We start from the raw sequence: 16,445 nt of genomic DNA, 5'->3' as shown, positions 1-16,445 counted from the left end.
AAGGAGGACACTAAATTGAACAAAAAATATATAATTGTTTCAAGTATAGCTTCGGTTTGCGTATTAGGCGCAATTTATATCGGATTTTTTGGTGGAAATACACAAGTTGAAGCAAGTGCTAATGAGATTGCTTCTAAAGCACTTGATACATTAAAGGTAAGCGGTGTTGAACACATTAAAACAACTTCAAAATCTAGTAAAACGGATCATTACAGAGATGTTAAAGGATTGAGAGAAGTTTCGATCGAATATGGGGCTGATGGTTCTTTAATAAAGAAAACCATTGTGGACAAGGCTGGGGAAAGGGTAACAGTTGTTGGCCCTAAGATTGATGGAAAACAGGAAGCATATACTTGGACATTACCAAAGGATATTGCTGAAGAAAATAAGGAATTATTAAAGGCCTCTTTGTTGGATGAAATAAAAAAAGAACTCGATCAACAATCATGGACTTTTGATGAAAGTGTAAAAACTAAAGAACAGGCAATTGTTAAAAAGCAAGTAAATAAGGACACGAATGAAACTAATATAGTGAAAGTCTATACAGATTCTAAAAATTCATTCCCAAAAAAGAAAGAATCATATCAAGTAGTTGATGGAAGTGAGAAATTGGTTAGTACAGAAGAATATAGTATTGAGAGTGACAATGACGAGGTTTTTGACACATCAAAAATCTCACCGAAAGTAATTCCAGCACCAGTTGCACCTGAAACAACTAAAAAGGGTAATTAAACTTTATCCAACATTAAAACATTTTTCACATATAAAGCCCGGTTTTTCCTTCGTTAAGGATCATTCGGGCTTATATTTTTTCGTTATACCTTCCTAATTATCATTAAAACAATAATAACTATACTTTCACTTGCGTGGATCGCGGCGGTGCCATAAAGTCAGGCAAGCTGGATATCTTCATGGATAGCATTTTGAGGGTTGATGAATCTGTGGTACAGTTGCTTGACGTTCAGGGGTCACCTCGCGAAACGGAAAAAATCGTACGTTAAGAGTTGGTCCGTCTGCTCAGTATGGATAAAGGTAATGCTCACCTTAACCAATAGGGTGAGCTTTCTTTTTATGGGAACAAGCACATAGAAAGCAACTCATCATTCACACTCCCCGTATGAAGCAATGGCTGTTAAAGTTCAGACACCTCTAATCTGTATTAGTATCGTAATATTACGTTTATACAGCTTAACGATACGGGGTGAACATGATGAGAAGAAAACAAGAACGACTCAAAGACGGAACGAGTAAATTCACGCCCAGCAAGGTAGCGGCACTGGCGAAATGGAATAACCACTTCTGGACAAGATGATTGATGACGGTACACCTGCAAAGGAATTGGTGGAGTGGTGTAGCAAGAATGGTTTCTCAATCAGCCTACCCACCATGTACACTTATATGAAGCAGCGTAGAGAAGCGGTGGTCAATGACCTCACGATGGAGCTGCTGAACCCGAAGAACGATGCGGATTCATTGAGAAAGGCTCTGGAGGATGCATCCCGGAAGGGCGGCGAGCAGACCAAGGACAACCGTGCTGAAGATCGGGCGAAGGCCAAGCAGATCATGATGGAAGCTATGGAGCAGGTCAGCACAAAGCAGATCAAGCACGACCTGGAGCTGTTGGACGAAGTGATTCAAAAAGGCTTCAAGACACTGAACATGATGGAAGTGATCAGTCCAGTCACAGCCATCAGAGCTATCGAGATGAAGCACAAGCTTTTCAATGGCGGTACAGGTGGTCACACGCTCTACGGCCTAGAGGAGATCAAGGTACATGAGGCAGCAAGAGAGAAAGCTATCATCGCATGCTTATTGGAGTTTATCCCGGAGGAACAGCGCGAGGCAGCTGTGAGGCTTATGGACGATGTGACACGAGCTTATTATGAGTCGATTGGCTTGGGTGAGGCATATGCGCAGATGGAAGCGAAGGAGGCACTGGAAGATCATGCATGATGAAAGGAGAACGCCTGTGATAGACGTCCTCCCTTGATTTGGCTTGCTGGAGCGTGTATGAGGGCATGCTTCCTCGAATTTATTTATATGGCTCTCAAGTTAGCTCAGGCCATCCTTGAAATACGAACACACGCTTGGTAAACTATTAACAAACATACGTTCGAATTCAGTTTCATATCAACGTCGTTGTAATTGCAAAAATACATCTCTTCGTGGAAGCCGAATTTCGCCTTATACAGAACCGTGCAGCCGATGCCGTCAAGATCGGTTTCCCGTCCAAAGTCAAAAGCTCCCTGTTCAAGTACCGATTTGAGGTTTTCTTTATGCGTATTCAATATGGGTCAACCCCTTCGATATGATACGCCTTATGTCGCGGGGCTAATTCATTTTGTGACGCAAAAAAGCGCCGGGGGGTTAGCCCGACGCCTACGATTATAATTTTTCAATCAATTCTTCTGCTTCCCTTAGTTCGTCACTATCAAAGTGCTCTTTATATTTCCTATAATTTCATTGCTTCCTGTCTACTATTCGCCGCATTTGTTTCGTATATGGTCAGGTATTCTTGCGCATCCCGTAGCTGGTATTTAACTGATTTTGTTTGTGGTGCGTTCCTAAAGCCGTTCACAAGGTTTTCTTTATCTTCTGCTTGGCTTCTGTTTATTTCATAATTCCGCACATGGTCGCGAATATCATCAACAATCTGTGAAGCGATAGACATTTAATCTTCCCCTTTCAATATGTATACGGTAATGTTACCACAATTTGGGTGGTAGATATGAAAATTTCGCCGTCACTTCTGGCATTATTCCCCCAATCAACCTAATCGCCCGATCACCTGCTTCAGCAGAGCACAAGCATTGGTTGGTGCGGATAGGTCATTAGCCGGAGTCGCTTCCATCGACATATGACAAAAGGGCTTTTCCTTTGTCCGGAAAAGCCCTCTATTAAGTCAAAAAATTACGCTTATTTTTTGAGTGATACTCAATCTTTGTTTGACTTATTTAAACCTAGAAACTTTACAAAAGAAGGTATACAAACCCCTTCCAGTGCACAAAGGAATAATGGAAAATCACCATGCAACCTTCTAAACTCGCGGTTTATAATTATACCAACTATTTCGCCAAATTCAATCATACGATTCGTCCGTTCGGCAAGATATGGCATGAGCTCTTCATGGTTTCTTTCTCCTCCTGAGGTATAATCGGCAAGAGTACCATTGCTATCAAATGGCCCTAGTTTGTATCCCCTGTCATCAGAAAGCAATGAAATTTGTTTTCCATTATGGATTATAAAGTCTCGAATCTCTCTCACTAAATGAAACTCCGATTTAATGTTCTTCAGTAGACTGATTAAATCTTCGGGGAAGTAGCTTTCTGCCCTTGGATTCGTTTCAGCGTACGTTATTAAATCATTAAGCGAATCAAAGGGGATTTGTCCTATCCGTCCTTCTTCAACTGCAAGCCTCAATACCTTGGACATGAAGTCATATATAGAGCGGAGATTTGTGAAGTATTTTTCTATCAGTTCCATAACGTACAAGAAATCTTTATGAGGTAATTCCCCAAGGTTTTCAAAGGTGAACTGAATCATATCATTAAGAATTGCTAATCCATGAATATCGTGTACCATTGCTGTTCTTGCCTCTTTTACCAGGCCTTGATAATTTGGACGTAACCTGTATACATCCCCTTGTAGAGGGCTAAGTATACAATCCAAGACACTTACAAGAAACAACCCCAGCACACTATCATCAGCTTCTAGATCTTCTGCACTCCAACCAATACTAGTACCCTTATTTACTATAAGCATTTTCAACACCCCTTAGGTTCATACTCACTCAAATTTTTCGCCGTCACTTATGGTACGGTTATCCGTGCTGTCTGTAACGGCATGATTTAGAGCTACAACCAAAAAAACTAGATCATCATTTAAAGAATCTAGTTTTTTATTTCTTTTATATTTAAAAGCGAATAGAATATCTTTTCTTCACTCGTTGCTGGGTTTATTTCAATGGTTTCCTCAATCTCAGCAAGAACATTATATGCGGGAACTTTAAAGAAAACGCCTCTGGCCACATGATCTAACAGATCATCAGATAAAGTGCCTTTGTAAGTCTCCCCTTCAATTGATACAAATTCAAAACTGGAACGCTTCTTACTGACACCTATTAAGCGAAGCTCCCCCATCAACTCCAATTTTTGAACAGCATCCTCCCCCTCTAAATTCATAATGCATATAGCAGAACGAATATCTTGAACTGACAAACTTGCTATCCTTTTCTCTCTGAATGGTGATCCCCACTCTGCTTTGAACGAAATATTCGCTTGCTCAAGCGCCTGTAGAAAAAAACGATACCTTGCAATAGCTCTACTTTGCAGCTTCTTTAGTATAGCCAGCAGGTCTTCTTTCTTAGCACCCGCTTCTATTAAGTCCATTAATATATTCAATGCATCATGTACTGAGGTAGGAATTAAACCACTATGCTTTGCCTCCAACCTTATCCCTACAGAAGCTGCAAAATTACCGGCATAGTACATGGTAACTTCTTCTTTTGTAGATGCTGGGATTCTTCCTCTTGTTGCAGCATCCTTATGAGCCAATGTCTCTAATACTCCTTGAGAGCGGAGTAATATCAGACCTAGGTCATTCGCCGGAAGCGTTTGAGAGTGATGGCCATCATTTAAGTAAAGTAAAAAGACATCCCTGAAGGTTTGTTCGGCATCTCTGGCTGCATCCAACTCTAGGACAGGTAAACGCCTTTCTGGAAGACTCAATACAACGTCCTTTGCTGGTAAATCATTCTCACCCAACTCATGACAATAACGTATTACTGCTGTACCTTTTGATTCATCAAACGGGGTTGTAATCTCCCAAATCCACCCCTGCTCTGCTAATAATAAAGAATCTCTCAATGAAATTTTTCCAGTTCGTACAAACTCAACTCGTAAATCAGTTGAGGGTATAAGAAACCATTTTTCACTGAATTCATCATCATCCACAAGGTGAACAACATATTTCAAGTTCGTCTTATCAGCACATAAAAAAATGTACGGTCTATCATAAAACAAAAAATATTCAATAACATTCATAACTCCAATAGGTGTAATGAAGGATTCCATATGGCTCCCCCCTTGTTAGATTACGCTAAAATGGTTTGTAACGTCTTTATCTTTAAAAATCCAATATGTTAAGTGCGATGTTCTTTCCTCTACTGGTGTATTTCTAACCCTTCCATACTCTGGATTAGTTTTTCCGACGGCTATTCTTTTCTTTGGAAGGTTATTGCGTTGAAAGTAGATAGAACCCGCCAGCACTTCATTCTGTTGGACAGCATCGTCATATAATTCAAAGATAGATAACCCGCATGCCTGGCATAAGTCGCCCCTTATTTTACGTCCTTGCTGAGATAAGGAGATAAAATCGCTTTCCAAAGGGGGATTATTGTCAACCAAACGAAAAACTTCTGCTGACTTCTCTTCAGCATTAATTGGATAGCCTTCAGGGAAATGTTCCGGCCACATTAACAGTATCCTCCAGATGGGTAAAATATTAAACATGAAACATTTCAATATTTTACCATGGGAAACATTATAAATATAGTATATTGGTACTATTTTATAATATGTCAGTATTTTGTAACTAATTCTAAAATCAAACTACCAAGTAGACATAGTGACGTATAAACGAATAGCCGTAATAAACTAACAGCAGATCAGCTAATTCTTCAAAACTCCAAAAAAACCTTCGACAGAAACGGCATTAACAGCTTCGAAAGTACAAACGTTTGGGTTATGCCGCAATACCTTCCCAAGAAGTCAAAGTAAGCTGGCTTTTGAAATCTAGCTCACATCAAGGAGTAACAAATTCGTTTAGGAGGAACACAGATGCGAACCATCAACACACGGCAGGACGCCTATGACCTTCGCCGGGAGGTGTTAATGGTCACCGACTTGTGGTGACATTCATCACGCTGATTAAAAACAACATTTTTCGCCGTCATTTATGATACGGCTCCCCCCGATTTATCCGCATGGCGCGATAAATCTGCTCCACCAGCACCAGCCGCATCAGCTGGTGCGGGAGCGTCATGCGGCCGAAGGATAGCCGCATGTCCGCCCGGCGGATCACCTCGTCCGAGAGGCCGAGGGAGCCGCCGATGACGAAGGCCACCTGGCTGCGCCCGTAGGTGGCTAGCTTATCGAGCGAGCTTGCCAGCTGCTCGCTCGTCCACATCTCGCCGTCGATGGCCAGCGCCACGACGTACACATCCGGGCCGAGCTTGGCCAGCAGCCGCTCGCCCTCTTTCACCCGCACCTGCTGTTCCTCAGCAGGGCTCATATTCTCCGGTGCCTTCTCGTCAGGCACCTCCACCAGCTGCACCTTGGCATAAGGGCCAAGGCGCTTCACGTATTCCGCGATCCCGTCCGTGAGATAGCGTTCTTTCAACTTCCCTACGGCAAGTACTTGTATATGCATGGCCGTTCCTCCCTCGTATAGTATTTCATAATCGTGGTTTTGAATGGATTTCCAGTTCCCTCAGGAACCGGGGCCGCCTTCCCGCGCCAATCATGGAAAAAAGGAGGGCTTTCGCCCTCCTCATACAACCAGAAACCGCGCTTTTTCCTTGCAATGCTCGCAATGCTCCGGGGCCTCCCACTTGGCGAATTGCGTTTTCTGCAGGTCGACGATGTCCGGCGCTTCTTCATACTCATCCACGAATTGATCGATCGCGATTTCCAAATGATCTTTACAAACTACATACATGCAAGTACCTCTTTCATCCTCGAAATCTGTCGGGCGGAGCTGCCTTTCGTCGCATTTCTGCCAACGATGGCTTCTGCGTGGGACTCCGTCATTCTGATTGTTTTAGTCTTCCACTCTCTTTATCGGACAAACTTCTTATTTCGTGCAGTTGCTGTCGAACCGGCCCGCAAGGAAACCGCGCGCAGCCCCCAGCGCTCGGTGTTGTGCTGCATGACAGCAGTCAGTCGACCACAGGAGCCTGCAGCAATCGCGCAGAAATTTCGACTGCTTTTACCCATCACGGACAGCGCCCGCTCCCTGCTATTTGTCGCCCGCTTCAGCCAGCGTGAGGGTCACGTTCTGCTTCTTGCCGCCGCGGTAAAAGGTGACGTTGATTTTATCGCCAATGTGTTTCTCGCCATATAAATATTTGCGCAGTGTGATCGTGCTGTCAATTTTGCGGTCGTCCAGCTGCACAATGACATCCTGCGCTTTGAGCCCGGCATCCTTCGCAGGTCCGGACACTTCGAAGACGATAACTCCAGTTTTCACCTCTGCCGGCAGCTTTAATACATCCGTTCCGCTAAAAGACTGCAGCTCCTGTGTGGAAACCCCCAGCAGCGGACGCTTCACCTTATGCTCGGTAATCAAGCTGTCCAGCACCGGCTTCGCCGCGTTGATCGGAATCGCGAAGCCGAGCCCTTCCACACCCATATCCGCGATCTTCATGCTGTTGATGCCGATCACTTTGCCTTCCATATTCACGAGCGGGCCGCCGCTGTTCCCCTGGTTGATCGCCGCATCCGTCTGGATGACATCCATCTCCCAATCGTAATCGCCTTCACGCGAAAGCGATACCGGAATCGTCCGTTTGGGGGAAGAAATAATGCCCTGCGTCACCGTCGGCGAGAAACCGAGCCCTAACGGATTGCCGACGGCAATCGCCGTTTCTCCCGCCTGCAGTTTATCAGAGTCACCGAATTCGGCAATGACTTTGATATCCTTTCCATCCGCTTCCAGAACAGCCAAATCGGTGATTCGATCTTTGCCGACCAGCGTCGCTTTACGGTGCTCTCCCTGAGAGTTGACGATTTCGAACTGCGTGCCGTTATCTACGACGTGATGATTCGTTACAATGCGAACCTTGTCGCCGTTCCGTCCAAAAATAACCCCCGAGCCGATCCCTACACCGCTTTCCGTACTACCCTTGTCTTCCTTCTTCATGCTGATTACGCTGACGACAGCCGGTTTCACCTTTTCCATCGCCGCAACCGCCGGTTCGGTCTTAACCGCCTGAGGTTGAGTTTCTACCTGCGCAGCCGCAGGGACGGCCACAGCCGGACTCGCCTGTTCGCCTCTAGTAAAGCCTCCAAGCCACAGCACCACAAGCATCAACAGCGCACCGCCCAGCCCGGCCAAGAGAACGATATTCAGCTTTCGATCCGTCAACCCGGCAAAAACATTCGACCCCCTGGGCCTTGAGATGCGCTCCCTTTTGGTTTTGGTCGAAAAAAAATCATCATCAAACAAACTCATTACCGGATCCCTCCCCGCTGACGGCGATGCTCTTTTTTACAAAAAACAGGAATGTTTCGATCAAATGCTGCCTACAATATTAGTAAATCAAATCTTTCAATCAAATGCTAGGGAAAAAAGTAGCTGAAAAAGGAGAATGCCCCATGAACCGAATTCATTCCCATTTAGATGAAATCAATTGGATCGGCAAGCTGGCTGATCTCAAGGAAAGCCATTACCACCAATCGCTCGTGCTCTCCTCCCTTATTCAGGTGTTGATCGACAAAGGCATCATTACCGCGCAGGAACTGCAGCAAAAAACCATAGAGCTCGACGCCGCGCTCGCGCCTACTCCGAATCCAGGGACTCCCATTTCGTAGGCCGGTCAAAATATGTATCCATCAGCCGCAGCTGCGACTCCGGAGCCCGCTCTTGTAATATGTTATTCACCGTCAGCCTGGCTAAATCCATTAAGTTATGATCGCGGCTGAGGTGCGCCATGTATACGGATTTGGTTTTGCCCGACATGACGTCACAGAGCGCTTCCCCTGCGGCTTCGTTGGATAAATGCCCTTTGTCGCCAAGAATCCGCCGCTTGATGCTCCATGGATAGTGGCCCATGCGCAGCATTTCCACGTCATGATTCGTTTCCAGCACCATCGCGTCCGAATCCGTAATCTTTTCCTTCACCTTGGAGCTCATGTAGCCCAAATCCGTGACCACGCTCAGCTTCTGCTCGCCCTCATGGAAGCAGTAGCCCACCGGCTCGGCCGCATCGTGGGAAATACCGAACGATTCCACTTTCAGCGTCCCAAAGTCCAGCATGGCGCCCGTCTCCATAACCCGCTTGTTGTTTTCCGCGATTTCGCCGATTTGGCGGTCCAGCTCTTCCCAAGTTTTCTCGTTGGCATAGATAGGCAGGTCGTATTTGCGGGCCAGCGCGCCCAAGCCTTTGATATGATCCGAATGCTCGTGGGTTACGAGAATCGCATCGATTGCGCCCGCGGCCAAATCGCGTTCTTTCATCAGCTGCTCCATCTTCTTGGCGCTGAACCCTACGTCGATCAGCAGCTTGGTTTCCCCGTTATCCACCACCGTCGCATTGCCCGTCGAACCGCTCGACAGCACCGTAAACCTTACTCCCATGATTCTGCTCCTCTATATTACCTCTTTGTTAAAATTATTCCCCGGACTTATCCCCGGCTTGCTTGCTATCCTTGCCGCCGGACGCGTCCTGCGGGCCGAACGGCATCGTTTCCGCGCCTTTTTGCGGAGGCTCTACGGCGCCGTTAAACGCCTGCAAGTAATAAATATCGCCATTATCGATCGTCACCCGCCAATGCGGGAACATCGGCTGAGTCTGCGAATTGTAGGGCTGGCTGTGGTAGCCGAGCCGGACTTCCGTAATGATCGAGCCTTCGCTCAAATAGTTCTCGACCAGGCTGCGCACGGCCTGCAGCGCCGAGATCAGCTTCTGCTCTTTTTGTTCTACCCCTGATTCTACTTCAACGTACGCTTGTTGGTAACTGGTAATTTCTCCATTTTCTTCGTTCAGCTTCACATTCACGTCGAACATCGGCAGCTGCCCGTAGGTCTGATTGAAGCTGTACACGCCGTTCTTGCTCGTGACCGAATCGAGCTGGTACATCTCAAAATGCGGAATCCCTAAGCTCGCCTGAACTTCCTTGGTGATTCCTTTGCCGAGGATGTTGGCTCTGGTCAAAGGCGTTTTGACCGGCTTTTTCTCGTTCGGCTTCATATTCTCATCGAATTTCACCGTGATGACCCTGATCTGCGGAACGTCTGTCGGAAGATTTTCCGTCAGGCGAATATTTTTGCTGCGCAGCACCCGGTTCAGCTCTTCCACCGTTCCCGAGGCGTCGGAGGCCGTCTCAATCTGCTTGTAAATATTGGTTGCCCACAGCTGGAAGCCGAGAATCATATTCAGCGTCAAAAAAGTGAGTATCAATATGGTTTTGGCCCGGCTCCATTCCATGGCTCCACCTGCCTTCCCTTGTCGTCGCCGTTCTTTCTATTCGATAAAATCGTACGTCCCGTCACGCAGCTCAAGCACCCAAACCGGCGAAATCGTGAGCGTCTTTTCCAAAACCGTCGGCCGATAGGCCGGGAAAATAGAGACGATGCTCGTCCGGCGTTGATAATACTGAAGCTTGGCCTCCAAAGCGTCTCCCGCGATCAGCTCCGCATCCCGGCGCTGAGCCGTTTTCAGATCGGGCACAATCATCGATCGTTCGAAGCCGGATACGACCCCTTTTTGCACCTGAAGTTTCATCAGGCCGAAGCCTTCCTGCTTGCTTGTAATGATGGGAAAAGCCTCGTAATACTCTCGAAACAGAAACGTCTGGTTGTCAAAAGGCTGCAGCTGCGGCGTGCGGGCCACGACATATTTGCCGTCCCAGCCGATATGCTGGTTGACGAATTTGATGCCGGAGAGCAACTCTTCGCGCACCGTGCTTTTGCTTTCCACCGGAGCTATCGGGTCCGAATACGTAATCCAGCGCTTATCGCGGTTGATTTGGAAGCCCCGCTTGCTGTCCGTGTAAATCTCCGAGCCGTCCCGCTCCTTGAGGTTCCGCGAAATGCCCGGGTCGACGAAGAAGCTTTGCTTCAGCTGTTCCGCGGTCAGCAGGCTGTAATTCATCGTGTAGCTCGGCACCCGCAAAGATTTGACCGGGAGATAATAATCGCCGTTGGTCGTTTTGTACAAGTTCGTCTGATCGCCGTAAGCCGTGAAATTTTCGATATCCTTGCTCGTAAAATCGGCACTGACCACCTCGTATCCCACACTCGGGGAATCGGTGAAGAAAAAAGCCCGCACTTCCTCGTTAGCGCCTTTGGAAAAAATCCAAATCTTCGTGATCAAATCATTCTCGGCGGGTACTTCGCCCTCTATGCGAAGCATCGTTTGCAGCACACTGAAGGGCATGCCGTCTCTAAAACGGATCTCGACGCCCTGCTGCTTGGAACGCACGTCCTCCCAATTGATGTTCGCCAAGTACATCGTTGTTTTGCGGAATCCGTTGAATCTCCGCTGCTTGATATTGTCCAGCAGCTTCGTATAGTAATAGCTGTTCGGAAATAGCACTGAATGCTGCTGATTGCCCATGTGAACGATAATTTGGTCCGGAAACAGCATATCCTGAAGCTCCGCCTGCTTGCCGAGCGTCTCCGTTTGCACGTAATCGCTCTGCTGAATCGGCTCGATCTTCGGCGGATTGTAAGAGGCAAGCAGAAAGCTTTGATACAAGCTAAGCCCGATCAGCACGACGAGCACGATCGACTTTGCCCTTTCCATCATACCGCTTCACCCTCCTCCGGCTGAATCGGCAGTGTGAACACGACTTTGGTTCCTTGTCCAAGCTCCGATTCGAGATTGATCGTTCCTCCGTGCGCTTTGATTATTTCCCGGGCAATCGACAGCCCTAATCCGGTGCCGCCCATATTGCGCGACCTCGCTTTATCCACGCGGTAAAACCGCTCGAAAATGCGGGCCAGATCCTTTTTCGGAATGCCGATCCCGGTATCCTGAATCGTAATTTCCAGCACGTCTTTACTCGCCCGCCTTGCGCTTAAGCGAATCGCGCCTTCATCTCCCGTATATTTGATCGCGTTCGACATCAGATTGTCGAGCACCTGGTCAATCTTGTCGCGGTCCAGCAGCAGGCCGGTAACATCCGGCTCCACCTGAATAGCGATGCGGATTTTGCGCTGGCGCAGTTGAAAGGAGAACCGGTCGGCGACCTCGTCCAGCATCTCCGACACCATCGTCGGCTCTTTGCTCATCATCGATTGCTTGGAATCTAGCCTGGATAAATGCAGCAAATCCGTCACCAGCCGGATCATCCGCTCCGTTTCGCTGCGGGTTACGCTAATAAAACGCGAAGCCAGCTGAGGCTCTTCGATCGCTCCGTCATCCAGCGCTTCCAGGTAGCTCTTGATCGTCGTCAGCGGCGTGCGCAGCTCGTGCGAGACGTTCGCGACGAACTCTCGTCTGGCCTGCTCCAGCTTCTCCTGGTCGGTGACATCCTGCAGCACGGCGATGATTCCGTTCAGCTTCTCGCCCCTGCGGTGAATAGGAGTAAACGTAATCCGTACAGACAACTGCTCCTCATCGTCCGGAAGCTCGATATTGAGCAGCGTCGTATTCACTTCGCCCCGGATAAATGCATTGATCGTATCCATCGGGATGTGTAAAATATCGGAAATCTCCTTGCCGAGAGTCGCTTCTTCCTCTACCTGCAAAATCTGCTTCGCCCTGCGGTTCAGGACGATGATCCGGCCCAGATCGTCCGTCGCGATGACGCCGTCATTCATATTGGTCAAAATGGACGCCAGCTTCTCCTTCTCCTCTTCATTGAGGGATAGCGCTTCCTTGAGCCGGTCCATCATGAAATTGAACGTATGCCCCAGTTGGCCGATTTCATCATGGCCATGCACGAGAACCTGCTGATCGAAATTGCCTTCCGCGACAGCCGTAGCCTGCCTCGTAATCTCCTTGATCGGATTCGTGATCGTACTAGACAGTATAACCCCGAGAAAAGCCGTTAGGCCCAGCGCGATGAAAGTTCCCGAAATGAGGATGCGGTTGATCGAGCTGATCGTCTTGTATACCTCTTCCATCGAAGCGATAATATACACCGCGCCCAGAACCCGCACCCCGCTGCCCACGGGCTTGGCAATGACGACCTTGCGGACGCCGTCCTCATCGGTAAAAATCCGCTGGTTGTCCTTGATCCCTTGAAGCGCCCTTATCACCTCAGGCTGCGTGTTCTTTTGCTTCAAATGGCTCGGCACCGTCGTACCGACGACTTGACCGTTGGCGTCAATAATTTGAATCTCCGCATTGCTGATCGTGAACAGATTGCTTACGAATTCGTTCAAATCCGTGTACGTTTTTTTGCCTTCCGCATCCTTGCTTTCCTGATCCCCTGACAAATAAGGCCCCACAAAGCCGGACAACAGAGTGACCTGACTATTGCGGGAGGCCAGAAAATCATTTTTGAAATACGTCTCCACCGTCTTGTAAAAATACACGCCGATCAGCTGCATCGCAATAAGAATCAGCAGGACGTAAATAATAATCAGCTTCATTTGAATCGATTGAAAGAAGCGGATGCCTTTCATGCTCAGAAGCCACCGGCTTTCGGACTCCGCATCATATATCCAAGCCCTCTGCGGGTCATAATGTACTCCGGCCTGCTTGGGTCCGTCTCCAGCTTCTCGCGCAAACGTCTGATCGTCACATCGACGGTCCGCACATCGCCGAAATATTCAAAGCCCCAGACCGCCTGCAGCAAATGCTCGCGCGTCATCACTTTGCCCGAATTTTTCGCCAAATATTGAATAAGCTCAAACTCCCGGTGCGTCAAATCCAGGGGAGCCCCATCCTTATAGACCATATACATGTCGTTGTCGATAAAAAGCCCGTGAATCTTCATCCCGTTGCGCTGCGTATCCAGTTCCGGAGGAGCCGCTTGCGCTTTCGTCTGCCGCCGCAGATGCGCCTTCACCCGGGCCAGCAGCTCGCGCGTGCCGAAAGGCTTCGTCACATAATCGTCCGCCCCCATCTCCAGGCCAAGCACTTTATCGAGCTCGGTATCCTTGGCCGTCAGCATAATGATAGGCGTATTCAGCCTTGTGCGGACCTCCCGGCATACATCCATGCCGTCTTTCACCGGCAGCATCAGATCGAGCAAAATAAGATCGGGCTTTTCCGAAAATGCCAGCTCCACGGCGCTCCCGCCATCATAAGCGCAGATGACCTGATAGCCCTCTTTTTCCAAATTGAATTTTAAAATATCTGCAATCGGTTGTTCGTCATCTACAACGAGAATTTTGCCAAACAAACGTACCACCGCCTACTCTTGAAAATCAGCCCAAGCCCATGTCTTGCCTGCTTTCATTCATTTTACCATATCTTCATGCAAAAAGAGACAAGGCCTCCGTTTCAATCGGTTTGACCTCGTCTCTTGATCTATTAGCGATTCAAATATTTCAATGGATTTTGCAGCTCGCCGCTTTTGTGAATTTCGAAATGCAAATGCACGCCTGTAGAATCGCCTGTGCTGCCCATGATGCCAATCTTGTCGCCCTTCTCCACAATCGTTCCTTCCGTGGTGGTAACCTTGCTCATGTGCCCGTATAACGTCTCGTAGCCATTCAAATGATTAATGATGACATAATTGCCGTAATCCGATTTATAGCCGGTTTCAACGACCTTTCCGTTATCCGCAGCCATAATGCTCTTGTTGCCGGTAATGTCGATTCCTTTATGTAATTTGCCCCAGCGCATGCCGAACGTGCTTGAGATGCTTGGCGACAAGACAGGCCACGCGAACTTGCCGGACCCTTCGCCTTGAATAACTTTCGTCCCCTTGCGCACTTTGGCCGTCACAGGCTTGTCGATGATTTCTTCGTCAACCAGCTTCTCTTCCCGCAGCTTGCCGTCCACCTTCGTGACCTGAATCGTCACTTTCTTCAGCCCGTTTTTGCCGGGCGAGATCGGCACCGTCACTTCGGCGCGCATCGAATCGTCCTTGACGTATTCCGTATCGTATTGAATTTCCTGGTTCTGCACGATTTTCTCCGTCGTTTTTACCGACAGCGTAGGCTGCAGCACCGTCAGATCCAGCTTGTCGCCGATCTTGATTTTATCGTCGTGAATCCATGGATTCTTCTCATAAATGAATTGCTTCGTAATGCCGAATTTTTTGGCGATGCACCCGACGCAATCGCCTTCGACGACCGTGTACTGCGTAGGCTGCATATCGCCAGTTTGCAGTTTTTTGACGACATCGTCCGGGTTCGCCAGGTCTTTCGGATCGATCGAAATTTCCGCGAGCTGGACATTTTGAATAAATTCAACCTTCTCAAGCTCCGAAGGCGCCGTTGTGATATCCTCGCCCGCACTGGCGGACAACACGGCCACTTTCGCGGAATCTTTGGCTTTCGGGGCAAAAGGCGCTTTTACCCGCTCCAAAATTTGATCGGCCGTCTGCTGGTCCTTCACAATCGCGACCGTCTTGTCATCCACCTTCAGCTCGACGCCCGTCGGCTGCGGGATCAAAAGCTCGTTCAATTTGGCGATAACGCCGGCATCATCCGTTTTTTCCCTGAAAGCACTTTCAGGCTCCGGGACGATCCCACTCGTATCTAACACAACGTGTACGTTCGGAAAATTTTGCTGTACTTCCTCAGGTCTGTTCTTCTTATAATCATCAATAAGCTTGCTGTTGCTTACTACTCCTATTTCTTCGCCGTCCAGCTTAACATGGTAAACCTCGACCATGCCCGCCTGTACGTATTGATGTCCCACAATTGTGATTGCCCCTGCCAAAGCAATGGTGCCCGCTCCAAGAACAAAAGGCCATTTATGCCGCTTCATTACCGCCAGCGTCGTAGTTGTCGTCGTCGTGTCTTCCTGCTGTCTGTCTGATTCATTTCCGGTCAAGCTCTCTCGCTTAGCCTTGAATCTCTCGATGAGATCCTTGACAAAGCGCATACCCCTGAAACCTGTCATGATCTTCTCCCTTTAGACGGTTTTGCATCCGCAGATACATAAATTAACTTTGATTAGACATAATATCCAATGAAGATGTGCTTTCCTTTTGTTAAATTTACCACACTTTATCCGCCTATTTCAACACGTACCTCGACATCCGTCCCGTAGATGCGTGTCGAGACGTGCAAACGGCCGGGAAATCATGCCGCAAAGGCTCGTTTTATGCGCTGTTCGGGGGCCTGGTTAGCCGTGTGACCATACCGCAAAAACTTCACTCAGAGCGTGCTCCAAGCTGCGCTTTGGCGCATTGCGGTTGCAAGTTTGAGCCGCTTGCGGCGAACATTATTTCCCGGAAAATGAAATAAACCTTGATCATAGTCGTTCAATGATGAACGACTGCGTTCGGAGGCAGGTGTATTCACTGATCAGAATGGTGTTAGCGCTCTGCAAAGGGCAAAAAAATTGTTGTCGTTTGGGCAATATTTCCAACCGGATGATCGAAAGCAATGGGCTTGTTTCCGATTACTCCTGCAAATCTATGCATTTACAACTGGAATTCAGGCTCTAACCCACCATGACCAATAACTCCTGTACTATCGCAGGCTTTTACCTGAAACGTGCCATTTTCATCGAAAACCATGCATAAGGATATTGAGAAAGTCCAGACACTTTGTTCGTGCGACCGGAGAGGCGCTAACTTGGGCGCGCAACC

Annotated in this window: 17 protein-coding genes; 3 read left to right on the top strand and 14 right to left on the bottom strand. The window is 48.1% G+C overall.

Annotated features, from left to right (window positions below; translation table 11 throughout):
- Nucleotides 1-15: 15 nt before the first annotated feature.
- Both AC0LWT_RS16420 and AC0LWT_RS16415 read left to right on the top strand, forming a co-directional pair.
- Nucleotides 16-732, top strand: coding sequence for a hypothetical protein (locus AC0LWT_RS16420; protein WP_474682343.1), 717 nt, complete (start codon nucleotides 16-18; stop codon nucleotides 730-732).
- 576 nt (nucleotides 733-1,308) lie between these two features.
- Nucleotides 1,309-1,953, top strand: a complete 645-nt coding sequence (locus tag AC0LWT_RS16415; protein WP_474682342.1) for a hypothetical protein — start codon at nucleotides 1,309-1,311, stop codon at nucleotides 1,951-1,953.
- Between the two features lie 104 nt (nucleotides 1,954-2,057).
- Here the strand turns inward: AC0LWT_RS16415 and AC0LWT_RS16410 are convergent, their stop codons facing one another.
- The 8 genes from AC0LWT_RS16410 to AC0LWT_RS16375 form a co-directional block, all read right to left on the bottom strand.
- Nucleotides 2,058-2,288 carry a hypothetical protein gene (locus AC0LWT_RS16410; RefSeq protein ID WP_474682341.1) on the bottom strand — a complete coding sequence of 77 codons (231 nt, stop codon included), beginning with the start codon at nucleotides 2,286-2,288 and terminating at the stop codon, nucleotides 2,058-2,060.
- Between the two features lie 164 nt (nucleotides 2,289-2,452).
- Nucleotides 2,453-2,671 (bottom strand): hypothetical protein, encoded by a 219-nt coding sequence (locus tag AC0LWT_RS16405; RefSeq protein ID WP_474682340.1) that lies wholly within the window; start codon nucleotides 2,669-2,671, stop codon nucleotides 2,453-2,455.
- A 263-nt stretch (nucleotides 2,672-2,934) separates the two neighbouring features.
- Entirely contained in the window at nucleotides 2,935-3,762 is an 828-nt protein-coding gene (locus AC0LWT_RS16400) for a hypothetical protein (protein ID WP_474682339.1), read from the bottom strand.
- A gap of 128 nt (nucleotides 3,763-3,890) precedes the next feature.
- Entirely contained in the window at nucleotides 3,891-5,072 is a 1,182-nt protein-coding gene (locus AC0LWT_RS16395) for a DUF6575 domain-containing protein (protein WP_474682338.1), read from the bottom strand.
- A gap of 15 nt (nucleotides 5,073-5,087) precedes the next feature.
- Nucleotides 5,088-5,474, bottom strand: a complete 387-nt coding sequence (locus tag AC0LWT_RS16390) for a hypothetical protein (RefSeq protein WP_474682337.1) — start codon at nucleotides 5,472-5,474, stop codon at nucleotides 5,088-5,090.
- Between the two features lie 475 nt (nucleotides 5,475-5,949).
- Nucleotides 5,950-6,429, bottom strand: coding sequence for a 23S rRNA (pseudouridine(1915)-N(3))-methyltransferase RlmH (rlmH, locus tag AC0LWT_RS16385; protein WP_474682336.1), 480 nt, complete (start codon nucleotides 6,427-6,429; stop codon nucleotides 5,950-5,952).
- Nucleotides 6,430-6,549: 120 nt separating this feature from the next.
- Entirely contained in the window at nucleotides 6,550-6,717 is a 168-nt protein-coding gene (locus AC0LWT_RS16380) for a CxxH/CxxC protein (RefSeq protein ID WP_474682335.1), read from the bottom strand.
- Nucleotides 6,718-7,017: 300 nt separating this feature from the next.
- Nucleotides 7,018-8,232, bottom strand: a complete 1,215-nt coding sequence (locus tag AC0LWT_RS16375; protein WP_474682334.1) for a S1C family serine protease — start codon at nucleotides 8,230-8,232, stop codon at nucleotides 7,018-7,020.
- A 143-nt stretch (nucleotides 8,233-8,375) separates the two neighbouring features.
- Between AC0LWT_RS16375 and AC0LWT_RS16370 the strand changes: the two genes are divergently transcribed.
- Nucleotides 8,376-8,591 (top strand): hypothetical protein, encoded by a 216-nt coding sequence (locus tag AC0LWT_RS16370; protein WP_474682333.1) that lies wholly within the window; start codon nucleotides 8,376-8,378, stop codon nucleotides 8,589-8,591.
- Here AC0LWT_RS16370 and AC0LWT_RS16365 read toward each other — a convergent pair.
- The 6 genes from AC0LWT_RS16365 to AC0LWT_RS16340 form a co-directional block, all read right to left on the bottom strand.
- Entirely contained in the window at nucleotides 8,560-9,357 is a 798-nt protein-coding gene (locus AC0LWT_RS16365; RefSeq protein ID WP_474682332.1) for an MBL fold metallo-hydrolase, read from the bottom strand. The genes AC0LWT_RS16370 and AC0LWT_RS16365 overlap by 32 nt on opposite strands.
- Nucleotides 9,358-9,391: 34 nt before the next feature.
- The gene (gene yycI / locus AC0LWT_RS16360; protein ID WP_474682331.1) at nucleotides 9,392-10,207 is read right to left on the bottom strand and encodes a two-component system regulatory protein YycI; all 816 of its coding nucleotides are present in this window, start codon (nucleotides 10,205-10,207) and stop codon (nucleotides 9,392-9,394) included.
- A gap of 36 nt (nucleotides 10,208-10,243) precedes the next feature.
- Nucleotides 10,244-11,530: a YycH family regulatory protein gene (locus AC0LWT_RS16355; RefSeq protein WP_474682330.1), complete on the bottom strand. Its 1,287-nt coding sequence runs from the start codon at nucleotides 11,528-11,530 to the stop codon at nucleotides 10,244-10,246.
- Nucleotides 11,527-13,281, bottom strand: a complete 1,755-nt coding sequence (locus AC0LWT_RS16350; protein ID WP_474682549.1) for an ATP-binding protein — start codon at nucleotides 13,279-13,281, stop codon at nucleotides 11,527-11,529. The genes AC0LWT_RS16355 and AC0LWT_RS16350 overlap by 4 nt, the downstream gene beginning before the upstream one ends.
- Nucleotides 13,282-13,358: 77 nt before the next feature.
- A complete protein-coding gene (yycF, locus tag AC0LWT_RS16345) occupies nucleotides 13,359-14,078 on the bottom strand; it encodes a response regulator YycF (RefSeq protein ID WP_474682329.1) in 720 nt (239 codons plus the stop codon).
- 131 nt (nucleotides 14,079-14,209) lie between these two features.
- Nucleotides 14,210-15,751 (bottom strand): peptidoglycan DD-metalloendopeptidase family protein, encoded by a 1,542-nt coding sequence (locus AC0LWT_RS16340; RefSeq protein WP_474682328.1) that lies wholly within the window; start codon nucleotides 15,749-15,751, stop codon nucleotides 14,210-14,212.
- Nucleotides 15,752-16,445: the final 694 nt, after the last annotated feature.

The sequence above is a fragment of the Paenibacillus sp. sgz302164 genome (assembly GCF_056120505.1).
The sequence above is the reverse complement of the archived record's forward strand: the minus strand, read 5'-3'. Positions and strand labels throughout refer to the sequence as shown.